This window comes from Kordiimonas sp. (genome assembly GCF_965216265.1).
Classification (GTDB): Bacteria; Pseudomonadota; Alphaproteobacteria; order Sphingomonadales; family Kordiimonadaceae; genus Kordiimonas.
The window spans coordinates 3,413,719-3,436,129 of sequence record NZ_OZ244153.1; the positions used below are offsets into that span (position 1 = coordinate 3,413,719).

Below are 22,411 nucleotides of genomic sequence, written 5' to 3' on the forward strand. Positions count from 1 at the left end.
CCTGATCCTTATGGGTATCTAAAGAAGGGCCTCTGAACCGACAGTTGGCCCTTTTTTAATAGCGTGGCTGCCAAGGCCTTCACCAAACATCAGCGTTGTGATTTCATCCATCGCCTGTTCAAGCTTTTCCTCAAACCCTTGTGGGGCATTGAAGATCATCAGGCCAGTGCCCATCATGCCACGGCGGTCTGCCACGTCGGGCGCCATCAGCAGCGATTCGAACACAGCATTGCCACCCAGCGAAAACAGGGACCGCACCATCTGTTTGTGCCGGTCATCGGGCAGGATAGGGTACCAAACCACAAAAACACCGTTTGGCCAGCCGCTAAGCGCTTTCATGAGAGATTTTGGCACACTGCGGTAATCGGTCTTCACTTCATAAGCAGGATCAACGAGCGCTACCCCGCGCAAGTGGTGGGGGTATTTAAGCCGGGACAGCATCTCAAAACCGTCCTGCTTTCGGATATCTACGCTTTTGAAGGCAATGAAGTTTTCCTCAAGGATGCGGTGCTCTGTCGGGTGTAACTCAGTCAGGAACATCTTGTCGCCCGGCCGCATGAAATGGTGGGCAATTGAGGGCGAGCCCGGGTAGGCATGCTCTCCGTGTTCCTTGCGGAAGGTCTCGATAAGGTCGAGGTAACGGGCAGGCGCGCGCTGGTCATCTTTAGGTTCATCAATCGCGGAAACACCCATCTTGTGTTCACCGGTTTTCTCGGCTTCCGGGCTTGAGAGGTCATATATGCCCCGACCTGCGTGGCTATCATAAAAGCTGAAGGCGCCAGAGTTTTCGGCAAAGCCTTCGAGCAGAAGCATCAGCGCAAGGTGTTTGTGCACGTCGGCGATATTGCCTGCGTGGTAGGCGTGCTGATAACTGAGCATGAGGTGCGCTTTCTTAAAGCCTAAGAGCCGAGTATCTCGGCGGCAATTTCTTTGAATGGACGACTGTCGTCCGTGAGCATATTTTCGTCGACATTGACGCTAGCGGCAATGATTTTTTTGGCGTTCATGAATTCAGCGATGCGGCCAACGCAATCAGCGGCCAGCATACGGCCCTCTTTAAGGTAGAAGAAAGCGACGGAGCGATCCTCTGGCGAGCCGCGCATCACCAGCCTGTCATAGCCTTCAGAAAGCCCGGCAATCTGAAGCTTGAGGCCATACTGGTCTGACCAGAACCAGGGAAGGGCGTCGTAGGTTTCCTCTTCCCCCATGATGTGGGCGATAGCAACCTTGGCTTGGTCGACAGCGTTCTGGACCGATTCAAGTCTGAGCCAACGACCGTAATGGGCATTGTGGTGCCAGGTTACGTCACCAACAGCATAGATATCCGGGTCGCTGGTCTGGCAATGAGCACCGACAGTGATGCCAGCAGGTGTTGTCTCTATCCCCACTTTTTCAGCGAGTTCGGTGTTGGCGATGAGGCCGATGCCTGCCACAACCATATCTGCTTCAAAACGGGAACCGTCGCTGGTTACAACGGCGCTGGCGCGGTCGTTGCCTTCAATCTCCGTCACCATCTGCCCGGTGTGTATTTCCACACCCTCAGCCCGGTGCAGGCCTGTGTAGAATTCTGAAACTTCAGGGGCGACAACACGCTGCAGAATGCGGTCTGCTGCTTCAAGGATAGTCACCTTTTTGCCTGCCTTGCGGGCGACTGCCGCAACCTCCAGCCCAATGTAACCGCCGCCGATGATAACGATGCTGCGGGCGGTATTAAACTCACCGCGCATACTGTCGGTGTCTGTCATGGTGCGCACATAGTGAATGCCAGCGAGGTCATGGCCGGCGCAGCTCAGGCGCCGTGCATGGCCCCCAACCGCCAAAATGAGCTTGTCGTATGCGAGCGTGCTGCCGTCCGCGAGTGTTATATTATGCGCCGTGCGGTCAATAGCTGTGGCACGAAGGCCGAGCTTGAGTGTGATGCCAGCCCCCTCATAGGCCTGCGGCCGCAGAATTGGCAGCCGGTCAGCACTGATCTCACCGGACAGATACATTTTAGACAGCGGCGGGCGCTGGTACGGCACAACCGGTTCATCGCTGACAAGTGTAACGTCCCCTTCAAACTTCTTTATGCGAAGGGAGGTTGCCAGTTGGGCGGCCGCGTGGCCGCCCCCGATGATGACAATTCTGGTCACGCGTTAAAACCTCTCAAGGGTAGATACTCAGGTCGCCTGAGCCAGTTATCTGCCGGGTATTCGGCCGCGCCGTCTACCACATGCAGGGTATAGGCGTGGCGGGATTTGTTTGACCTGTTAGCAGAAGACATGTGTGGGAACAATCCACCAAAGACCAGAACCGTCCCTTGCGGCGCCGGTAGCGGCACTTTTTTGTCTTCCTCAAACGGTGCCTCGTTCAGCACTTCCGTGAGGGTGCCGTCGTCATCTGGCTTGCGGCGGAAAACCGACCTGAGCCCGCCAGTTTTGTGGCCGCCCGGTATACCCCACAGGCAACCGTTTTCTTCTGTCGCGTCTTCAAGCGCGACCCAGAGGCCAAGGCAGCTGTTGGGTTCGGTCCTCAGGTAGGTTGCGTCTTGGTGGCAAACCACCTCACCACCGATTTGAGGCTGCTTGAAGATATACATGGACTGAAGCGGTAGTGGCTCCTTCTGGTCCAACCCTTCGCAGATCAGCTTGAAAGCATCTTGCCGTGCGAAGTGATCAAAAACCGGGTCGAGGTCATGCATGGCATGCCCCACCTTGTTGAGCGCAAGCGGCAGGGGTTTCGTAAGCTCACCGTCTTCATTAAAAGCTTCTTCTTCAAAGAAGAAATGGGTGCCAAAACCTGAATCGAGGAAATATTGATAAAGGTCCAGCGTGTGGGCCTGAGTTTTTGAGGAAAAGACGGCCTTGTGCTCTGTGGCATCAAAACCTTCGACCAATTCAGCCATGCGGTTCATCAAGCCGTCGCAAATCTCGGGGTTGATCAATCCGTCTAAAACCAGAACACCGTCTCTTTCAAAGGCCTCACGCATTTCTGGGGTGATGCCGGTAAAATCTCTCGCGTCAAAACGAGGTATCATCTCCTGCTCCTGAAGGGCCGTCACCCGCCGATTAGACACCTGTCTCACGGAGGTTGATTTAGGCAACTGCCCGATGAGAGATACGAAGCATATGAGGTACTGTGCGTCAAGCTTTTGCAAGCACCTTGCAAGCTCTCAAACACTAGTCTAGTTGAGGAAGGGGCATCTAGCAGTCGGGAGCACAAAGAGTGGGTTTGGAAACACTGGTAATCGTTGGTTTTGCGGCTTTGGCCGTGCTTATTGTGGTTTTGCTGGTCAAGCTTTTTAGCCTCGGCCGGGCCCTTGATGACGGGGAAAGTCAGAACCAGTTGATCCGTATTGAGACCCGCATGTCCGACATGACCCGGCAGGCGGCGGAGCGCGAGAAAGCGATCCGCGACGAATTTCGCACCAACAGGGAAGACCTGACCAAGGCGGTCACGCTTTTGGGCGAGACAGTGCGCACGCTTGGCACCAATCAGGCGAAAGACCAGCAGCAGTTCCGCGACAAGCTTGATGAAAAGATGAAAGAATTGCGCACGGAGAACAGCCAGAAGCTGGATGAGATGCGCAAAACGGTGGATGAAAAGCTTCAAACCACCCTTGAAAAACGCCTGAGCGAGAGCTTCAAAACAGTGTCTGAGCGGCTTGAGCAGGTGCACAAGGGGCTTGGTGAAATGCAAACGCTGGCGACAGGTGTGGGTGACCTCAAGCGCGTGCTGACGAACGTGAAATCACGCGGCACCTTTGGGGAAGTGCAGCTTGAGTTGCTGATCGAAGACGTGCTGACGCCCAACCAGTATGTCGCAAACTACGACTGTGGCCGCAAAGGCACCCATGTTGAGTTTGGTATTCGTATGCCGGGTACAGACGCCGAAGTTTACTTGCCCGTTGATGCCAAGTTCCCGACAGAAGATTATGAACGCCTCCTGATCGCTGTCGAGGCTGGTGACACGGACGGCATTGCCGCGATGCAGAAGCTGCTCGCGAACAGGGTAAAGGGTTTCGCGAAAGACATCGCCACCAAATATATCAACCCGCCTTTTACCACGCCATCGGCGATCCTGTTTCTACCAACTGAAGGCCTATATGCAGAGATGCTGCGCATTCCGGGCTTTGTGGAAGGCTTGCAGCGTGAGTTTAGCGTAACCGTGACCGGGCCAACCAACTTCCAGGTATTGCTCACCACTTTCCGCATGGGCTTCCAACAAATGGCGATGCAGGCGCAGGCGCAGGAGGTCTGGAAGGTGCTGGGCGCGGTGAAGAATGAGTTCGAACGCTATGGCGACCAGATCAGCGCCATGGGCAAGAATGTAGAGGCCATGGAAAAGCATATCGAGAAGCTGAGTACGCGCCGGAATCAGATGCTGCGTGCACTGAAGGGTGTTGAAGCGATTGAGGACAATACTGCGTCCGCCTTGCTTGGTGACGACGAACAATAGACACGGCTGAATGCTGCGAACTTCCGGCGTCTCGTTAGCCTGCCAAAATTTTCAAATTTTAGATAATTGATCTGCGCCTGTTAGCGCCTTGTAAACCCTTGGGATTTGAGGGTGCTTGCCCACTGGCCTATGCGCTGTGCCGCAATTGTGGCTGAACCGTGGCGTCATTTGCGACGAACGGTGCGATAAATGAGGTGGGCACCATTGAAAGTTTAGGGGCATGCCATTAGATTAAGGATGTAGCCGGGAGCAAAGACTCCACTCAATAAAACGGCCACGACACGACAGTCATAAATGCCAAAAACGGCAATATATATGCTGATGCAGGAATGCATGAACAGCGAGGAGAATAAGATGTTTACCGAATTCATGCGCGGTGCGAGTGCCTACTCGCCTGCGGGAACCCCCCAGAGTTTAAGCGTTAGAGCTGAGACCCGTACGTGGCGCCGTAAGCGCCGGACGGCTCGATTGGCACGCGTTCCCCTTGCCGCTTAAGCGGCAGATGTTTTGAACCTACTGCTGCGCTCTAGCTCAGTCTCTGTGCATACAAGCGATAGCTAGCAGCAGGTTCCGGTCGGGCGGGGGTTTGCACAATACCCCCTGACCCTAGCCCCAAGCGCCCACCCCGGCCCGGCCAACCTCATTTGTTCTGAGTAGGAGCTTACCGAGCTCTGCAATTCTTTCCTAAACCTACCCAAGCACTAAGGCGTTCCCTCCCCAAGGGGACGCCTCCTTTCTATTGGCTCGGTCTGTTTACCGGGAAAAGTGTCTTTATGCGTCGGCTATCAGGCTATCAATCGCGAGCACAATGATGCGGGATACGGCGCCGTGCACCCCTTCAAACGGGTAGAGGTGACCGTCAAACCTATATACCCGGCCGTCTGCCAGAGTATATTCGTCCTGTCGGCGATTGATTACGCGCTCGTCCACAGCCTGATTGAAGTTATGCACATATTCGTCATAACGCCCGCCGGTATCGAGCTCATCTAGATAGACGCCTGTCAGGTCTTTGCCGTAGGCGGCAACCACGGACGTGCCGGCCAGGCGATACCGAAACCTGCGAGGTCGTTCTTCCACTTGCATGAGCGACATGAAGGGGAGCGCATCCACTGGTACGTCATTGATGTTGAAGTCAATAAAGCACGGAATAGCGGCCCCCTTCTTCAGGGAATTCCAGTAGTCATCGAAGGCTGCAGCAATAGGGTGCATTGAAAGGCTGATCCATGCTTGTTAGAGCCCTCGTACCATGCAGCGGATCGGCTAGGTGGGTCAAGTCGCTGTTGCACAAGCCGGGCAAGCGCGGCATTACAGAGGCTTGATTGCAACTCTATATGCAGCGGATCATGAGATGGACCTGTTTGATAAAGCCGGGGTTGACCTGAAGCCAAAGCCGGACTGGCAATTTGAAGCCGCGCTAATGCGCGGTGGTTTTTCGCCGGTGTGCGGGGTTGATGAAGTTGGTCGTGGGCCGCTTGCGGGGCCAGTGGTGGCGGCGGCTGTTGTCTTTGATCAAGGAAATATTCCTGAAGGGCTGAACGACAGCAAGAAGCTGAGCGCAAAACGCAGGGAAGCGCTCTATGACCAGATCATGCAGCAGGCGACATCCGTTTCTATTGCCGAGGCCAGTGTTGAGGAGATTGACGATATCAACATCCTTGAAGCTTCCATGCTGGCGATGCGGCGGGCGGTGGCTGGCCTTAACGTGAAACCTGAAGCCGCGCTGGTCGATGGAAACCGCGCACCCGGCCTTGAAATACACACCCGTACGCTCATTAAGGGTGACGCGAGGTCGCTTTCTATTGCGGCGGCGAGCATCATTGCAAAAGTTTTTCGCGATCGTTTGATGGAAAAACTCGGTGAAATGCACCCGGAATATGGTTGGGCGTCAAACGCAGGATATGGTGTTGCAAAACATATGGCTGCACTAAAGCTTGTGGGTGCGACGCCTTTTCACCGAAAATCTTTTGCGCCGATTCGGCAGATTCTAAATGAAGAATAGCTTATAACTAGCTGATTCATATTAAAGAATCGCTTGACGTCGAATCGAGTCGGAATCATAATCGCCTCAATAGTTCGCCGAAACTTGAGCAAAAATGCCGCCTGAAATCAGGCAGTTTCGGTCTCTTGGCTCCAGGGACGGGGCCCAGTCGGGACGGAGAAAATTGATGGCTGAAGCAAAAAACGCGACCCGCACGGGTAGCGGGCTAAAAACGCTGCCTGTGAACAAAATTGTTCAGGGCGATTGTATCGATGTAATGAATGCGCTGCCCGAAAAGTCGGTCGACGTTATTTTTGCAGACCCACCCTATAACATGCAGCTCAAGGAAACGCTGTCACGCCCTGACAACAGCAAGGTGGACGGTGTTCATGACGCTTGGGACAAATTTTCAAGCTTTAACGCTTATGATGAATTTACCTACCGCTGGTTGGCCGCGGCGCGTCGCTGCCTCAAGGATACCGGCACAATCTGGGTGATCGGGTCGTACCATAATATCTTCCGCGTTGGCACGGCGCTGCAGAACCTTGAATATTGGGTGCTGAACGATGTGATCTGGCGCAAATCCAACCCGATGCCAAACTTCCGCGGCACGCGCTTCACTAACGCGCATGAGACGCTTATTTGGGCGGCGAAGTCGGCAGACAAGGGTGGGTACACCTTCAACTATGATGCCATGAAAGCCATGAACGAAGACACGCAGATGCGGTCTGACTGGGTGCTCCCGATCTGTTCAGGCAAGGAGCGCTTGAAGTCGGGCGACAAGAAGGCCCACGCCACACAGAAGCCGGAATCGCTGCTGTACCGTGTGCTGATGTCGTCTACCAAGCCGGGTGATGTGGTGCTGGATCCGTTCTTTGGTACAGGCACAACAGGTGCTGTAGCCAAGATGCTGGGCCGCAATTACATCGGTATCGAGCGCGAAACAGATTATATCAAGGTGGCGCGTGAGCGTATTGCCGGTGTTGAGCAGCTTGATGACGAAGCGCTTGGTTTTACCGAAAGCAAGCGCAGCCAGCCGCGTGTGCCTTTTGGCTCGATCGTTGAGCGTGGGCTTATCACGCCGGGCACAACACTTTATGACAGCAATCGCCGCTATGCCGCGCGTGTGCGCACAGACGGCACGCTGATCTCTGAAGCTGAAAAAGGTTCCATCCACAAGGTTGGTGCCAGTGTGCAGGGCGCGCCAGCATGTAACGGCTGGACCTTCTGGCACATTGAGAAAAAGGGTGAACTGCTGCCGATCGACATTTTCCGCCAGCAGGTACGGGCGGAGCTGAATTAGGCTTTCACTCGCGATATTGGCTTATGCTATGGCTGCACGCGACCGCGCCCCGGGCTGTATTCCGGCGGCGGCGTGATTGCAAAGAAAGTAGCCCCTGAGACATGAAAATCTACCTTCATATAGGCACGCATAAAACCGGCACGACCGCGATACAGTCTTTCGCTACCTTTAACCGAGAGCTGTTGGCCGAGTATGGCGTGCACTGGCCGAAGGAACGCCTGAAACCTCATTCGAAACAGCATTCAAGCCTCGCACTGCTGATGCGTGCCGGGGAAGACAAAAAAGTCAAAGCCTATCTGGACCGTGCGCTTAAGGATGCCAAGGCATCGGGTGCAGAAAGCCTATTTCTCTCCGGTGAGGCGTTTAGTCATCTGGACAGCCCAAACATAAGCCGGTTCCTTGCGATGCTTGAGGGCCATGATGTGGAGGTTATCCTCTTCTTCCGCAACATATATAGCTATTCCGTCAGTGCCCTGAACCAGCAGATGAAAAGCAGCGAAAAGCTGTTGCCTCTGACGTCTCTCGTGGCAGTAACGCGCACCCATCTCAATTATACCGGGCTTCTCAGCAGGTGGGAGGAAGCTCTTTCGCCCGAGCAGATACAGCTCAGAAACTATGAGGACGAGAAGAAGAACCTGCTGCCCCGCTTTTTCAACCGGTTTGGAATTCCTGCAGCCAAAACCAAAGACTGGATGTCAGATGAGCCGCGCGCACAAAACGCGAGTATCGACCTTGTCACTCAGTTGCTGCTAACCGGTACGGGCGCGAACAAAACCATGCGGTCCTATCTCGATACACGAGACCTGTACGCTGGCGTATTTGGCGATGCTGGTTTCAAGTTTCCGGTGGATAGTTTGGTGGCTGAGGCTATCTGCCAGCCCGGCGTTGCTGACCTTTCGCATCCCCGGCTTGCGCCTTTTAAAGACAGCCTGATGAAAGAACCGCGCAAGAGTGCTGGCCTGAGCGATGACGCAATTGCTGACTATTTTGAAAAGCTTGGCCAGTTTGCGTTGCAGTTTGCCAAAGAGAAGCGAAGCAAAGGCAAAAAAAGCGGTTTTCTCAAGAAGATCAAAGACAAGTTTTAAACCTACCTCCGGCCATATGGATGCCCATCCGTGTGGCCCATGGCGCTCCTCTGCCCAGGGGAGCGCCAATTTCTTTTGGTCTTGGTCGCTTATGCCGATGATATGTTGTGCATTGTATTCAGGCTGTGTGGCATTCACGGGTTTATTCACAATCTTTTCTAATCTGATCTATACGCGCTTGATTTTCGCAGTGTTATACCAAAATGCTATTGTTGCCGGATGTTTGTGTGGCCCGTCGGTCACCCCGGCTCGGTGATGCAGTGAATGCGCACCAATTGTTTGTTCGGAGATGAGAATGAGCAAAGATCGCAACGCGAAAAAAGAAGCGAAGAAAAAACCAACTCTCGACAAGAAGGCGAAAAAGGCCGCGAAGGTTGGCAAGAAAACCCCGGCTTACCTCGACGCTTAAATCAGGTCAGGTTTCTTCATAAAGCAGGAACCCCCAAATGGGCCGCATATGCGGCCCATTTCAGTATAGCAAAAGCGCTCATGTCTTGTGCTGCCCTCTAATGAATGGTTCACAAGCTTAAGCTCCTGCCGTCTTTCCGGTGAAAAGGGAGCACAGCATGAGCACGATCAACCTTACTTTTGAGAACAACAGCGGTTTTGACGCCACGGATATCTATGTCGGCTTTGTCGGGGGCTCTGGAGGCACGGCGTTCAGTGTCACCAACACGGCTACAGGCGCCGCACTCGCACTGGTAGATGGTGGCGTTAGCTCATTTCCCGCAACCGGGAACTGGTATACCCTTGATAGCCTTTCTTCGGGCGCGACGGTCACCTCGTTCAGCGGCCGGGTTTATGTATGTTACGGGTCACCGTGGGCCGTTCAATATACCGGGTATGAACCCGGTCAGGCGGTGACAGACCCCAATTTTTTCCTACGATATGATAAAATGGAAATGACATTCACCGGCGCCCCAGCGGATGTGGCCAACCTCACCTCAATCGATTATTGGGCTGTTCCGATGAGCCTTGAGACCTCCAAGGCGGGCAAGTCTGTGCAGACCGTATCCGGCCTTGTTGGGAAAACCACAGCGCAGGACGTGTTCGATAAGCTCAACAAGCTGACAACACCGCCCGTATCCGGCGTGGCGGGACCCGGTGGAACGGATGGCTCCCCACTCCCTGCTCTCGTGCCGGGGGCTTTCACACAATATCCGGGTGGCCCTGCGCCGGGAACCTCTTTCGCGCGTATCATCGGCCCGTCATCTTATCCAAGCGTTTATCCGAACGTGGGCATCCCGGTCATGCCGTACGATACGCTTGAGGAATATCTGAAGTGGCTTCGGCACAACTACGGCAAGGCTACAAAGCGCGGTGTGGTGGTTAAAACACTGGGCAAAGGTGTTGCGGGTTATATCGTAGGAGAGTTTGCGGGCGTTGGTCCTAATGTGCCAGCTTCAGGCCCGCAAAGCCGCCAGAGCTACAACTACGCAGCCTTCATTGAAGACAACCTTGATATTTGCCTGCGAGAGCTGGAGATTGACTTGGTTGAGGGCGCTGATGTGAACGAAGACGGCAATACAATCCTCTTCAAGCGGGACGATTTGCTTAACCCCAGCGGCATTTATGGCGGCAACACGCCCTTCTACCTGAACGGCGCCAGCACGCCCACAGCACCCGCCAATGATGTATACGGCTGGATCGGCGGTGACTTGTTCTCAGGCATGAATATCGGGGCACTCGGCAGCCAAGCGAAGGTTGACGGCAAAGTGGTTGGTGCAATGCACAGCCAAGACTGGTTCAAGCTACCTGTTTCAGGGTTCTATGGTGGCTTACAAAAGGGCACAGAGAATTATAATCAGTGGTCCGCCGCGCTGGCTGAGTTGTCTGATGCCTACAATTTTGCGTATTCGGACCGTTTTGCACATGTGTTCGCGAGCCTTGATGCCCAGCGCATTGATACGCTCACGCTCAAGCTGGAAGATGCGGCAGTACAAATGCCGTAAGGGTCAGGATTGTGCGAGGGCTACGATCTTTTTAAACACCGTTGGCAGGCCAGCTTCGTCAAGCCGGTCTGCCTCATACCAGAACCCGTCTTCAATATTGTGCCGGTGGCTCGCTTTTGCCGCTATTAGCTGTGTTTCCAAGTGAAAGTGCGTGAAAGTGTGTTTTGCGATGCCGTCTAGCGGTTTCCAATAGTCCTCGGTTGGTGCGTGCTGCAGCCACTCGCTTTTTTGCGGGATATCGGCGCGCTCAAGCCATGGGCTTGAGAAAAGCCCCGGCATGCCTCCCAAAAGCCCTTTAGGGGGGCGGCGTTCCAGAAGCACATGCCCGTCATGCACCAGCCAGAAGGATACAGCTCGCCGTGTAGGTTTCAGCTTCTTCGGTGCCTTTATGGGGAAGCGTTCCATATCGCCTTCGGCTTTCGCCAGACAAATACGGTTGAGCGGGCACAGCAGGCACTTTGGGTTCTTTGGGGTACAGACGCCGGAGCCCAGATCCATCATCGCCTGGGCAAAGTCACCGGCGCGTGCGGGCGGTGTTATCTCGTCCGTTCTCGCTTTGATGGTTTTTTTTGCGCTTGGCAGAGCTTCCTCAACACGGAAAAGCCGGCTGACCACACGTTCCACATTGCCGTCCACCACAACAGCGCGTTCGTCAAAGGCGATAGCCGCGATGGCCGCCGCCGTATAATCACCAATACCGGGTAAGGCACGCAGCGCGGTTTCCGTGGTGGGGAAGTGCCCGCTGTGGTCTGTGCTGACCGCCTGTGCGCATTTGTGCAGGTTGCGGGCGCGGGCATAATAACCGAGGCCAGCCCATTCGTTCAGCACATCTTCAAGCGGTGCAGCGGCCAGCGCGTTCACATGCGGCCATCTTGCCAGAAACTTGGCGAAATACCCCTTCACTGTTGCGACCGTGGTTTGCTGCAGCATCACCTCAGACAGCCACACATGATAGGGGTCAGGCTTCACGCCCGGCATTGCCCGCCAAGGCAGGGTGCGCCGGTTGCTGTCATACCAATCTAGAAGTGCAGAAGCTGTTGAGGTCATCACAAGGCTTTGAAGGGTTCGCTTTGTTCTTGCCCGGGGCAGGGCCATCAGGTAGCACAGGACCATAGCGTAGCGCTGCCGAGTTGCAAGCAATATGCTTTGTAGGATTGAGGGAGCCAACCCTTTGGCACGGAAACCATCAAAAAATGCTGTTAAATCTGACCGTCGTTGGCGTGCCGATAGTGCATCCAATGTTGCGCGGGCGTTGATGTCGCCTGCCATGCGGGCGAAAGGGTTTGCGCAAATTGAGGTGGTGACCCGCTGGGCTCATATTGTGGGGCCTGAGCTGGCGGCCAGCACACTCCCGGTGAATTTGAGGTTCCCGCGTGGTGAGCGCATGGGCGCGACGTTGCAGGTGCGTTGTGAATCGGCTTTTGCACCGCTTCTTAGCCACAAGGCCGAGCGCGTGATCGAGATGGTGAACAGCTTTTTTGGCTACCGCGCGGTGGCCAAGCTGGAAGTGAAGCAGGGGCCGTTACCTGTCTCTCGGAACAAGCCACTGCTTGAGAAAAAGCCGCTCGCGCCCGAGGTTGCCCGGAATTTGGACACACTTGTGGGCCAAGGAGAGTTGAGCCCGCTCAGGCAAGCGGTTAAAAGTTTGGGAGAATATGTGTTCTCCGGCACAAAAAAAGATCAGTAAATCAGGATGGGAAACTATGAGCTTTAAACAGATAATGATGGCGATGGTGTTGTTCGCAGTACCGCAAATGGTGTGGGCGCAAGACGAAACCGCACTGGGCCTCCGGGGTGAGATCACTTATGGCGAAAAAACCGCGCCGGTTGAAGTGATCGAATATGGCTCATTCACCTGCCCGCATTGTGGTGAGTTTGCCACCGATGTGTTCCCGCAACTGAAGGCCGAGTATATCGATACGGGCAAGGTACGCTTCGTGTTTCGCAACTTTGTGCGGGACCGTTATGACATGGCTGTTGCTGCCATCAGCCGCTGCACCACAAAGCCGGAAGACACCAAGGCGATGATCGCTGCGTTTTTTGAGCGCCAGAAAGAATGGATGACCTCGGAAAACCCATACGCCACAATGGCGGAAATCGCGGGCGAAGCCGGTGTGAGCGAGCAAGCGCTTGGTGAATGTGTTTCCGACCGTGGCCTGCAGGAGCACATCGTTGAGATGCGGACGGTCGGCATTGAGACCTATGAAATCAATTCGGTGCCTTGGGTGCTTGTAAACGGTGCGAAGGTGCATGCTCATTCCTATGATGAGCTTAAGGAAGCGATCGACGCAGCAAAATAAGATGAAGGTTAAGCGGGCAGGGTGTGGGTCAAAAAAGACTCGTCAGCCCGCTTTTTGCGATGTAAACACAATATATAGTGGGTGAGGACATTATGAGCTACAACAAATACGGATTTGGTTTTCGCATGATTGGCGCAGCGGCGCTTTTGACGCTTGCGGCCTGTGGCGAAAACTCGTCAGAAAACGGGTCAGGTGAGGCGGTAACCGTTGAAGGTGTGGCGGAAGCCACTGTGGTTGACGCCGCAGACCGTGAAGGCACATGGGGTGACATCGTTTACGGTGATCCAAACGCTCCGGTAACGATCGTTGAATATGCGTCTTTGACATGCCCGCACTGTGCAACATTTGCCAAAGAATATTTCCCGGACTTCAAGAAAAAATACATTGAAACGGGCAAGGTGAAACTCCTGTATCGCAACTATATCATGAACAGGGTTGACCTGACGGCTTCTGCCGCTGCCCGCTGCGGCAACCAGGAAGTAACGCAAAAGCTCATGAGCGTATTTTTCGCGCGTCAGTATGACTGGGCGCGGTCTGAGAAGCCGGTGGATGAGCTGGCGTCACTTGCGCGCCGGGTTGGTATCAGCCGCACACAGTTTGACCGCTGCGTGAATGACAAGGACATGCACCGCCACCTTATGGCGCTGACCAAAACTGCGTCAGAGGATTATGGGGTCAACTCGACGCCAAGTTTCTTCGTTGAGGGTGAGCGCATGGAGTTCACAACATTTGAAGACCTTATCGAGACGATAGACAAAGCAATCGGCGACGCCAGCTAGGGGTCGCTTCAAAGCGGCACTTGTGGGGACTGGTGCCGCTTTGCTGAAAGGGGGAGTGTTACGCAGCCATGCGTTTCTCGCGACTGCGATTATCGGGGTTTAAATCCTTCGTCGATCCGACCGAGCTTCATATCGAGCGCGGCCTGACCGGCGTTGTGGGTCCGAACGGCTGCGGAAAATCCAACCTTCTTGAAGCTATACGCTGGGTGATGGGCGAAAACCGCGCCAAGTCTTTGCGTGGGTCTGGCATGGACGATGTGATCTTTGCGGGCACCGACAAGCGCTCCCCGCGCAACATGGCCGAGGTCACGCTGGTTATCGATAATCAGGACCGATCCGCCCCCGCAGATTATAACGAAGAAGATACGATTGAGGTCACGCGCCGCATTGAGCGCGAAAGCGGCTCTGCTTACCGAATCAATGGCAGAGACGTGCGCCAGAAAGACGTGCAGCTGTTGTTTGCGGACGCTGCCACGGGCGCACACTCACCGGCGCTCGTCAGTCAGGGCCGGATCGGCAGCCTGATCAACGCCAAACCGCAAGACAGACGCGCGATTTTGGAAGAAGCTGCAGGCATTTCCGGCCTGCACACCCGCCGCAAGGAAGCGGAAAGCCGTCTGCGCGGTGCCGAGGGCAATCTCACGCGCCTGCAGGATGTTATTCAGGCCATGGAAGCGCAGGTGCAAAGCCTGAAGCGTCAGGCCAAACAGGCAGTGCGCTACCGCAGTATATCTGGTGATATCAGGCAGGCGGAAGCGAGTCTTCTGTACCTGAAATGGCGGCTTGCCTCTGAAGAGGTTATCACGCTGGAACGCACGCTTCGTGAGGCGGAGAAAACCACCGGTCAGGTTGCCGAGATCGTCGCAAAGCTTTCCAGGGAGCAAACCGAGGTCGCAGCCGCCCTGCCGCCGCTGAGGGAGGCTGACGCGGAAGCCGCAGCCCGCCTGCAGCGCCTGACCATTGAACGCGAAAATCTGGAAGCTGAGGCTGAGCGGCGTAAGCAAACTGCGGCAGGCTTGAGGGCAGCACTTGAACAAATCGCCGCCGACCGGGAACGTGAGCAAGAGATCGCCAACGACGCCAAGGCAGCTGTTGATCGGTTGGGGACGGAACGCACACGACTTGAAGCTGCGCGGGATAGCGAAAAAGCATCTGAGGTTGAAGCGCGAGAGCGGCTGGATACATCCGCCAAAGCCGCGAGTGGTGCCGAATCGGAATTTGATGTGCTGTCTGAGCAGGCGGCGCAGGCGCGTGCCCGGCGCTCCAGCCTTGAAAGCGACAAGCTGGCGATTGCTCGCCGCACTTCGCAACTGCAGGCCGAGCAGGAACGCCTGGGGCGTGAGCTTGATGCAATGACCGCCGCTGACGATGTGCTTTCGGCCCTAAAGGCTGCGGAAAGCGCTGTCGCGAAGGAGGAGGAACGATTGGCTCATGCGGGTGAGGCGTTGCAGGCAGCGGAAGCCGCAACCCAACAGGCGCGTGCGGGCCGCAATGATGCTGACGCGATCCGCTCTGAGCATGAAGGACGAGCCAAATCTCTGACCGGCGAGGTGGCCAGCCTTGAGCGCATGGTGGCAGACAGCAGCAAGGGTGACACAGCGCCTGTTGCCGCAGATGTACGAGCCGCGCCGGGTTTCGAGCAAGCCGTTGGTGCAGCACTCGGTGACGACGCGGAAGCAGGTCTTGCCGACAGTGAGCTCCGTTTCTGGGCAACAAGGGATGCGCTTGACGCCCCTTCATGGCCTGAGGGTGTTGAGGCCGTCACAGCGCATGTAGAGGCACCAAAAGCACTTGGCCGCAGGCTGACCTTCACGGGCCTTTTGAAAGACGGTGCAGACGGTGACCGGGCCGCTAGCCAGCTATTACCAGGACAGGTGCTGGTCTCGAAAGACGGGGCGCTCTGGCGCTGGGATGGTTTCTGCCAGCGGGCGGGGGCACCCTCGGAAGCGGCGGTACGGTTAGAGCGCAAGAACCGGCTGAGCGCACTTCAAAAACAACTGACAGAAGCAACGGCCGCCGCAGATAAAGCCGCCAAAAGTGCGGAGGTTGCCGCTGAGGCACACCAAAAAGCACGTGAGGCAGAGCAAGCACAGCGGGACATTCGGCAGGCTGCAGAAAGAGCACTTGCAGACGCACGGCGTAGCCTTGTGACCGCGGAACAGGAAGCAAGCAAGCGGGCCAGCAAGGTCACGATGCTGAAGGATACGCTCGCGCGCCTTCAGGAAGAGGAGAAAGAGACCCTAGGCAGGCAAGCCGCTATTGATGAGAAAGTCGCTGCCCTGCCGGAGAACGCAAAACTCGAGGGCGAACTGCAGGCACTGCGTTCCCGCGTGGAAGGATTGCGCACTGAACTGAGTACCGCGCGGGCGGCCTATGATAGCTTGCGGCGTGAGGCAGAAGTACGGAATGACAGGCTTAGCGCTATCCGTACCGAATCGGGCGCGTGGGAGCTAAGGGTTAAAAGTGCTGCCAAACAGCTCGCAGCGCTTGATGAGCGGCAACAGGACACAAAAAAGCAGCTTTCTGCCGCTGAAGCCAGCCCTGAAGATATCGAGAATCGCCGGCAGGCGCTTCTGGATCAGATAGCGATTGCAGATAAAGCGCGGGCTGAGACAAGTGAGAAGTTGCGCGCTGCCGAAACCAGCCTGGCGGAGAAGGACAAGGCGCTCAAGGAAACCAGCGAAGCTCAGGCAGAAAGCCGTGAGCGGCAGATCAGGGCGGAAGCTGCTGTTGAAAATGCCGTCAGCCGCCGCAAGGATATCGCCGGCCAGATTGGTGAGCGGTTTGAGTGCGCACCCACGCACCTTCTCGAGAAAGTCGGTCTTGAAGCGAGCGATAGTTTGCCCGAAGCCATGGTGCTGGAAAGCAAGCTTGAGAAGTTGAAACGCGAGCGGGACCGCCTTGGGGCCGTTAACCTGCGCGCAGATGAAGAACTCACTGAAATCGAAGAACAACTTGCGCACCTGACGGGGGAACGCGCTGACCTTGAGAATGCCATTGCGCGGCTCAGGCAGGCGATTTCCAGCCTGAACAAGGAAGGGCGCGCGCGGCTTCTAAGTGCTTTTGAGGTGGTGAACAATCACTTTGGCGAATTGTTCAAAAGCCTGTTTGGTGGCGGTGAAGCGCATCTGGAGTTGACCGAATCCGATGACCCGCTTGATGCAGGACTTGAGATTTTTGCAAGCCCGCCGGGCAAGAAGCTGCAGGCGCTCTCGCTGCTCTCGGGTGGAGAGCAGGCGCTAACGGCACTTTCCCTTATATTTGCGGTGTTTATCACCAATCCGGCACCGATTTGCGTGTTGGATGAGGTGGATGCGCCGCTTGACGATGCAAACGTGGAACGTTTCTGTAATCTCCTGGATGAGATGATCGACCGCACCGATACCCGTTTCCTGATTGTGACCCACAACGCGGTATCCATGGCCAGAATGAAGCGCCTGTTTGGTGTGACAATGGCGGAACGGGGAATTTCGACGCTTGTCTCGGTTGACCTTGAGCGCGCGGCAGAAATGCGCGAAGCAGGTTAGTGAAAGATTTCTCATAAAATCTTTATAAAACAATAAGTTAACTAATTTTTATTGGTTCTTGACACGGGGTAGGGCGTTCACTATGTTGCAGGCGCCTTTTATGGCGCTTCCCTTATGGGGGAGAGGCCCGGCAAAAACGTAGGTCAGACGCGGTTTGACGAGAGGTGGATGGCGATGGGTAACGAAGATCGAGACCCGGCCCTGAAGTCCCTCGAAACGCGATTGAACCAGGCCCGGCAAAAGAGGCTGTGGAACGATGGAGACGATGATGCTCCTTCACCCATGGGTAGGGCTTTTGCAATGGGTATTCATCTGGTAGTTGGCGTGGTCGTAGGACTGATGGTCGGCATTAATCTGGATGAATGGCTTGGAACATCGCCAGTTCTTCTGATCCTCTTTTTGCTGCTTGGTTTTGGTGCAGGTATCCGGAATGTGATCCGGGATGCCATGCGAATGCAAAACGAGGCCATGAGCGCCGAAGAGAAGGTTGAGCCGGCCAAAGGGGCCGACAAAGATTGACCGCGATCCGCATAAAGCGGGTGGCATAAAAAAAGAGATGGTAGCCGTGGCAGGACCTCTTGAGCAGTTTAAAATCAATTCCTACGCAGAAATGCAAGTTGCTGGTGTTGATGCTTCCTTTACCAACAGCTCCCTTTGGATGGTACTTGTAGTGACCGCACTGACCACATTTCTTGTGGGTGGCATGCGCAAAAGCGCGCTGGTGCCGGGTCGCTGGCAGTCCATGGTCGAAATGGCCTACGAATTTGTCGCCAATATGGTGAAAGAGAATGTTGGCCGTGACGGCAAACAGTTCTTTCCCTTCATTTTTACACTTTTCATGTTTGTGCTGGGTGGCAACCTCGCCGGCATGTTGCCTTATAGCTTCACCATCACCAGCCACATCATCGTGACGCTTGCGCTCGCGCTTGTTGTGTTCCTTGGTGTTACCATTCTGGGCTTTTATAAGCACGGCCTTGGTTTCCTGAAGCTTTTTGCACCGTCTGGTGTGCCTGCACCGCTTTACCTGCTGATCATTCCTGTTGAAGTGCTGAGCTACTTCACACGTCCGATCAGCCTGTCGGTGCGTCTGTTCGCCAACATGATGGCGGGCCACATTATGCTGAAAGTGTTTGCCGGTTTCGTCGTCAGCCTTGGTGCTGCTGGTGCGCTCGGCGTGTTTGGGGCGATCTTCCCGTTCGCATTCAACATCTTCCTTACAGGTCTGGAACTCCTGGTGGCGTTCCTGCAGGCCTATGTATTTGCCATTCTTTCCTGTATCTATCTGCATGATGCCCTGCATCCTGCGCACTAGGCTACAGGCAAAGACAAAGTTAAACTTAGAGATAATCCAAATCTTCTCATAAACGAAGGAAACGAGAAAAATGGACGTTCAAGCTGCAAAAATGATCGGTGCTGGTATTGCAACCCTCGCACTTGCTGGTGTTGGTATTGGCCTTGGTAACATCTTCGGTAGCTTCCTGTCGGGCGCACTTCGCAACCCGTCTGCTGCTCCTAAAGTGTTCGGCAACCTGCTCCTTGGCTTCGCACTGACTGAAGCCCTCGCGATTTTTGCCCTTCTGATCGCTATCCTGCTTCTCTTCGTAGTTTAATCTACAAGAGTTGAAGGTTGGCCCCGGCTGGGCCTTTAGGGATTTGCCGGGGCAACAGTGATTGACCATGGGGTGCTTAGGTGCTGTATGGTCTTCTAAAGCGATTGAGACAGGCTATGGCAGAAACGCAAACTGAAGTGGCGGCCGCTGGACAAGGTGGACTTCCACAGTTCGACGCCACGACATTCGAGACCCAGCTCGTCTGGTTGCTCCTGAGCTTTGTCGTTCTCTTCATTATCGTGTCGCGCATGGCATTGCCGCGGGTGACCAAGGTTCTGGAAGAACGTGAAGAGCGCATTGCTACAGACCTTGATACTGCTGAGCGTCTTCGCCGTGAAGCGGAAGACGTGAAAAACGCGTATGAGGTTTCTGTTGTTGAAGCTCGCCGTAAAGCCCAAGAGACAATCCTGAGCGCGAAAGACAGCATTAAAGCTGACATCGCGAAAGCACAGGCTGAACTTGACGCGAAGTTGGGTGCAAAAGCTGCTGAAGCTGAAGCCAACATCGCCAAGGCTCGTAAGCAGGCTCTTGCCGATATCGACGCTGTTGCAAGCGAAGTTGCCGCTGAAATGGTGACCAAGCTGGCGGGTGTTGACGTGGACGCGGCAGACACAGGCAAGGCTGTCAAGGCAGCTCTGGCCGACGTGAAGGGAGCATAAAGATGGCATCTGGTGTACCCTTTTACATGGATCCAACCTTCTGGGTTGCAGGTTCATTCGCTGTGTTTGTTGGCGGCGCAATCTGGGGCAAGGCACACAAGAAAATTGGTGCCATGCTCGACGAGCGTTCTGCTGTTATCAAGGCTCAGCTTGAGGAAGCACAACAGCTGCGTGAAGAAGCTGAAAAACTTCTGAGCGAGTACCAGCGCAAACAACGCGACGCTGAAAAAGAAGCTGCGGATATGGTTGCGCAAGCGAAGGAAGACGCGAAGATCATGGCGAAAGAGGCGAAAGCCGATATCGAAGCCATGGCTGCTCGTCGGACCCGCGCAGCAGAAGAAAAAATTGCACAGGCTGAAGCCAGTGCAGTGAAAGAAGTTAAAGCTGTTGCCGTGAATGCGGCGGTGGCTGCAGCGTCTGCAGTGATTGCAGACAAGCTCAAAGGCAAAGAAGGCGGCGCGCTTGTTGATCGTGCGATTGCCGGTGTTGAAGAGAAGCTGCACTAGAGTTTTACAAGTTCTGAGTATATTTTTACGTTCTGAGTTCTAAGACGCTCCGCCTATTTGGCGGGGCGTTTTTTCTTGGCGCAGCGACGGCTATCGGATACCCATGCTTGCAACATTGTGGAGCATGAAGTTGTGACAAAAGACCAGGCTGGAAAATTGATGAAGATGGCCACTTGGGCCGCAATCACCGTTGCGAGCACGCTGGTCATTGCCAAGGCTGTTGCATGGTGGTTTTCCGGCTCGGTCGCGATGCTGGGATCGCTTACGGATTCGACACTTGATCTGGCGGCGTCTCTCGTCACCATGTTTGCGGTGCGCGTGGCGCTTATCCCGGCTGATGACGACCACCGGTTTGGCCATGGTAAAGCAGAAGCCCTGGCGGGCCTTTTTCAGGCGGCGGTGATGACCGGGTCTGCGGTTTACCTGATCCTCGAATCCATCAGCCGGATATGGGAACCTGTGCCGCCTATGCGCTCGGATATGATCATTGCAGCCTCTGGCCTTGCTATTGCCCTGTCGCTCTGTCTGGTGATTTTCCAGAGCTATGTGGTGAAACGCACAGGCTCGCTCGCGATCGCCGGGGACCATTTGCACTATAAGGGCGACCTGCTCCTGAACGCTGCAGTTATCGGCTCCACGTTGATAGCGGGCTCAGGTTTCCTGTACGCGGACGGCATTTTTGGTCTGCTGATTGGCGGTTACATTATCTTTGGTGCTTATGATATTGCGCGCCCTGCCATCGACATGCTGATGGACAAGGAATTTGATGATAGTGAGCGCGAATGTATCTTCAATATCGTGATGGCAAACCCTGACGTCCTTGGACTGCACGAACTCAAAACAAGATCGTCGGGCCGGGACCGCTTCATTCAGATGCATATTGAGGTGCCGGGCACCATGACGGTGGCAGCAGCGCATATTATTGCCGATGAGGTGGAAGCCACCCTCGGGGAAGTTTACCCTGATACAGAGATCTTTATCCATATGGACCCGCCAAGCCAGGGCTCTGATGAGCTGACGGTGCAGGAGCTGGGCAAGCTGGAGGAGTTTAAATGATTACTATTTATGGCATTAAAAACTGCGACACAGTAAAAAAGGCCCGCAAGTGGCTTGAGGCCGAAGGGCTGGAGCATCGCTTCCATGATTTCAGGGCCGACGGTATTGATGCAGCGCTTGTGGCGCGCTTTGTGGACGCACTGGGCTTTGAAGCGGTGCTGAACACTCGCGGCACCACCTGGCGCAAGCTGAGCGAGGCTGAGAAAGCTGATGTGGACAGTGCTAAGGCCTGCGCGCTTATGCTGGCGAATGAGGCTTTGATCAAGCGCCCGGTATGGGAGAAGGGCGGTGACTACCGTCTTGGCTTCGCAGCGAAGGATATGGATGCCCTGAGAGCGTGGTTGAAAGCCTAGAAAGGCAATATGGTGCGCGATATACCTTTTTATCAGGTTGATGCATTCACCAGCCAGCCATTTGCGGGCAACCCGGCGGCCGTGTGTGTGCTGCCAAGCTTCCCTGATGATGGGGTGATGCAGCAGATCGCCGCGGAAAATAACCTTGCCGAAACCGCCTTTATCATGCGGCGTGACGGCGGCGCTGCCCACTATGACCTGCGTTGGTTCACCCCCACTGTGGAGGTGGAGATTTGCGGCCACGCAACACTCGCGAGCGCCCATGTCGTATTCACGCATCTGGAAACTGATGCTGGCGCTGTGGTGTTTGAAACCCGATCGGGCACCATGACGGTGATGCGGCAGGCGGACGGCAAGCTGTGCCTTGATTTCCCGAACTATGCACCAGCGCCTTTCCCGTGCCCAAGCGGGCTGGGGGCTGCTATGGGGCGCGAGCCTGATGCCGTACTGAAAAGCGATAAGGGCGACAGAGACCTGCTGTTGGTTTACGTGTGTGCGGCAGACGTTGAAGCACTGACGCCAGACCTTCACGCATTAAGGCAGTTTGCGCCATTTGGTTTTATCGCCACAGCAAAAGGTGAGGGGGATATCGATTTTGTATCCCGCTGTTTTTTCCCCAACCACGGCATCCCGGAAGACCCGGTAACAGGCTCAGCCCACTGTGTGTCTGCGCCCTACTGGGCCAAGGTGTTTGGGAAGAATACGTTGCGCGCCCGGCAAGTGTCTCCGCGAAGTGGTGATCTGTGGCTTGAGGTCGCGGGTGGCCGTGTTCTGATCGCGGGTTATGCGGTTGAGGTTATCTCGGGTACTATGTGCCTGCCTGATTAATCCTGCGCCCGCGCGAACCTTTCCCGCCTGTTTTGCGT

The 22,411-nt window shown here is 55.2% G+C and carries 22 protein-coding genes; 17 read left to right on the forward strand and 5 right to left on the reverse strand.

Annotation, left to right across the window (positions count from 1 at the left end; genetic code table 11):
* Nucleotides 1-18 precede the first annotated feature (18 nt).
* The 3 genes from ACOOGA_RS15690 to ACOOGA_RS15700 are packed head-to-tail and all read right to left on the reverse strand — an operon-like array spanning nt 19 to nt 3,016.
* Nucleotides 19-879, reverse strand: a complete 861-nt coding sequence (locus tag ACOOGA_RS15690; RefSeq protein ID WP_417461373.1) for a 23S rRNA (adenine(2030)-N(6))-methyltransferase RlmJ — start codon at nt 877-879, stop codon at nt 19-21.
* A 20-nt stretch (nt 880-899) separates the two neighbouring features.
* The gene (locus tag ACOOGA_RS15695) at nt 900-2,132 is read right to left on the reverse strand and encodes an NAD(P)/FAD-dependent oxidoreductase (RefSeq protein ID WP_417461372.1); all 1,233 of its coding nucleotides are present in this window, start codon (nt 2,130-2,132) and stop codon (nt 900-902) included.
* Nucleotides 2,129-3,016 carry a phytanoyl-CoA dioxygenase family protein gene (locus ACOOGA_RS15700; protein WP_417461371.1) on the reverse strand — a complete coding sequence of 296 codons (888 nt, stop codon included), beginning with the start codon at nt 3,014-3,016 and terminating at the stop codon, nt 2,129-2,131. Before ACOOGA_RS15700 ends, ACOOGA_RS15695 begins: the two co-directional genes overlap by 4 nt.
* Before the next feature lie 188 nt (nt 3,017-3,204).
* Here ACOOGA_RS15700 and ACOOGA_RS15705 point away from each other — a divergent pair, with 188 nt between their 5' ends.
* A complete protein-coding gene (locus ACOOGA_RS15705) occupies nt 3,205-4,437 on the forward strand; it encodes a DNA recombination protein RmuC (RefSeq protein WP_417461370.1) in 1,233 nt (410 codons plus the stop codon).
* 771 nt (nt 4,438-5,208) lie between these two features.
* Here the strand turns inward: ACOOGA_RS15705 and ACOOGA_RS15710 are convergent.
* Nucleotides 5,209-5,646 carry a PAS domain-containing protein gene (locus ACOOGA_RS15710; protein WP_417461369.1) on the reverse strand — a complete coding sequence of 146 codons (438 nt, stop codon included), beginning with the start codon at nt 5,644-5,646 and terminating at the stop codon, nt 5,209-5,211.
* 139 nt (nt 5,647-5,785) lie between these two features.
* Here ACOOGA_RS15710 and ACOOGA_RS15715 point away from each other — a divergent pair, with 139 nt between their 5' ends.
* From ACOOGA_RS15715 to ACOOGA_RS15730, 4 genes are all read left to right on the forward strand, one after another.
* Nucleotides 5,786-6,436: a ribonuclease HII gene (locus ACOOGA_RS15715; protein ID WP_417461666.1), complete on the forward strand. Its 651-nt coding sequence runs from the start codon at nt 5,786-5,788 to the stop codon at nt 6,434-6,436.
* Nucleotides 6,437-6,602: 166 nt separating this feature from the next.
* On the forward strand, nt 6,603-7,718 hold the full coding sequence (locus ACOOGA_RS15720; protein ID WP_417461368.1) for a site-specific DNA-methyltransferase: 1,116 nt from the start codon (nt 6,603-6,605) through the stop codon (nt 7,716-7,718).
* Nucleotides 7,719-7,819: 101 nt separating this feature from the next.
* Entirely contained in the window at nt 7,820-8,803 is a 984-nt protein-coding gene (locus ACOOGA_RS15725; RefSeq protein ID WP_417461367.1) for a hypothetical protein, read from the forward strand.
* Nucleotides 8,804-9,369: 566 nt separating this feature from the next.
* Nucleotides 9,370-10,755: a beta-1,3-glucanase family protein gene (locus tag ACOOGA_RS15730; protein WP_417461366.1), complete on the forward strand. Its 1,386-nt coding sequence runs from the start codon at nt 9,370-9,372 to the stop codon at nt 10,753-10,755.
* A gap of 3 nt (nt 10,756-10,758) precedes the next feature.
* On the opposite strand, the gene mutY is transcribed toward ACOOGA_RS15730, so the two are convergent.
* A complete protein-coding gene (mutY, locus tag ACOOGA_RS15735) occupies nt 10,759-11,802 on the reverse strand; it encodes an A/G-specific adenine glycosylase (RefSeq protein WP_417461365.1) in 1,044 nt (347 codons plus the stop codon).
* 124 nt (nt 11,803-11,926) lie between these two features.
* Between mutY and ACOOGA_RS15740 the strand changes: the two genes are divergently transcribed.
* The 12 genes from ACOOGA_RS15740 to ACOOGA_RS15795 all read left to right on the forward strand — a co-directional run bounded on the left by ACOOGA_RS15740 (nt 11,927) and on the right by ACOOGA_RS15795 (nt 22,373).
* Entirely contained in the window at nt 11,927-12,442 is a 516-nt protein-coding gene (locus ACOOGA_RS15740; protein ID WP_417461364.1) for a DUF721 domain-containing protein, read from the forward strand.
* A gap of 16 nt (nt 12,443-12,458) precedes the next feature.
* The gene (locus tag ACOOGA_RS15745; RefSeq protein ID WP_417461363.1) at nt 12,459-13,055 is read left to right on the forward strand and encodes a thioredoxin domain-containing protein; all 597 of its coding nucleotides are present in this window, start codon (nt 12,459-12,461) and stop codon (nt 13,053-13,055) included.
* A gap of 92 nt (nt 13,056-13,147) precedes the next feature.
* Nucleotides 13,148-13,834 carry a DsbA family protein gene (locus ACOOGA_RS15750; RefSeq protein ID WP_417461362.1) on the forward strand — a complete coding sequence of 229 codons (687 nt, stop codon included), beginning with the start codon at nt 13,148-13,150 and terminating at the stop codon, nt 13,832-13,834.
* A 68-nt stretch (nt 13,835-13,902) separates the two neighbouring features.
* The gene (gene smc / locus ACOOGA_RS15755) at nt 13,903-17,361 is read left to right on the forward strand and encodes a chromosome segregation protein SMC (RefSeq protein ID WP_417461361.1); all 3,459 of its coding nucleotides are present in this window, start codon (nt 13,903-13,905) and stop codon (nt 17,359-17,361) included.
* A 174-nt stretch (nt 17,362-17,535) separates the two neighbouring features.
* Nucleotides 17,536-17,880 (forward strand): AtpZ/AtpI family protein, encoded by a 345-nt coding sequence (locus ACOOGA_RS15760; RefSeq protein ID WP_420428976.1) that lies wholly within the window; start codon nt 17,536-17,538, stop codon nt 17,878-17,880.
* 37 nt (nt 17,881-17,917) lie between these two features.
* Nucleotides 17,918-18,673, forward strand: a complete 756-nt coding sequence (locus tag ACOOGA_RS15765) for a F0F1 ATP synthase subunit A (protein ID WP_417461665.1) — start codon at nt 17,918-17,920, stop codon at nt 18,671-18,673.
* 70 nt (nt 18,674-18,743) lie between these two features.
* On the forward strand, nt 18,744-18,971 hold the full coding sequence (locus tag ACOOGA_RS15770; protein ID WP_417457709.1) for a F0F1 ATP synthase subunit C: 228 nt from the start codon (nt 18,744-18,746) through the stop codon (nt 18,969-18,971).
* 116 nt (nt 18,972-19,087) lie between these two features.
* Nucleotides 19,088-19,630, forward strand: a complete 543-nt coding sequence (locus ACOOGA_RS15775) for a F0F1 ATP synthase subunit B' (protein WP_417461359.1) — start codon at nt 19,088-19,090, stop codon at nt 19,628-19,630.
* Between the two features lie 2 nt (nt 19,631-19,632).
* Nucleotides 19,633-20,136 carry an ATP F0F1 synthase subunit B gene (locus tag ACOOGA_RS15780; protein WP_417461358.1) on the forward strand — a complete coding sequence of 168 codons (504 nt, stop codon included), beginning with the start codon at nt 19,633-19,635 and terminating at the stop codon, nt 20,134-20,136.
* A 132-nt stretch (nt 20,137-20,268) separates the two neighbouring features.
* Entirely contained in the window at nt 20,269-21,192 is a 924-nt protein-coding gene (locus tag ACOOGA_RS15785; protein ID WP_417461357.1) for a cation diffusion facilitator family transporter, read from the forward strand.
* Nucleotides 21,189-21,545 carry an ArsC family reductase gene (locus ACOOGA_RS15790; protein ID WP_417461356.1) on the forward strand — a complete coding sequence of 119 codons (357 nt, stop codon included), beginning with the start codon at nt 21,189-21,191 and terminating at the stop codon, nt 21,543-21,545. The genes ACOOGA_RS15785 and ACOOGA_RS15790 overlap by 4 nt, the downstream gene beginning before the upstream one ends.
* Before the next feature lie 9 nt (nt 21,546-21,554).
* Nucleotides 21,555-22,373, forward strand: a complete 819-nt coding sequence (locus ACOOGA_RS15795) for a PhzF family phenazine biosynthesis protein (RefSeq protein ID WP_417461355.1) — start codon at nt 21,555-21,557, stop codon at nt 22,371-22,373.
* Nucleotides 22,374-22,411: the final 38 nt, after the last annotated feature.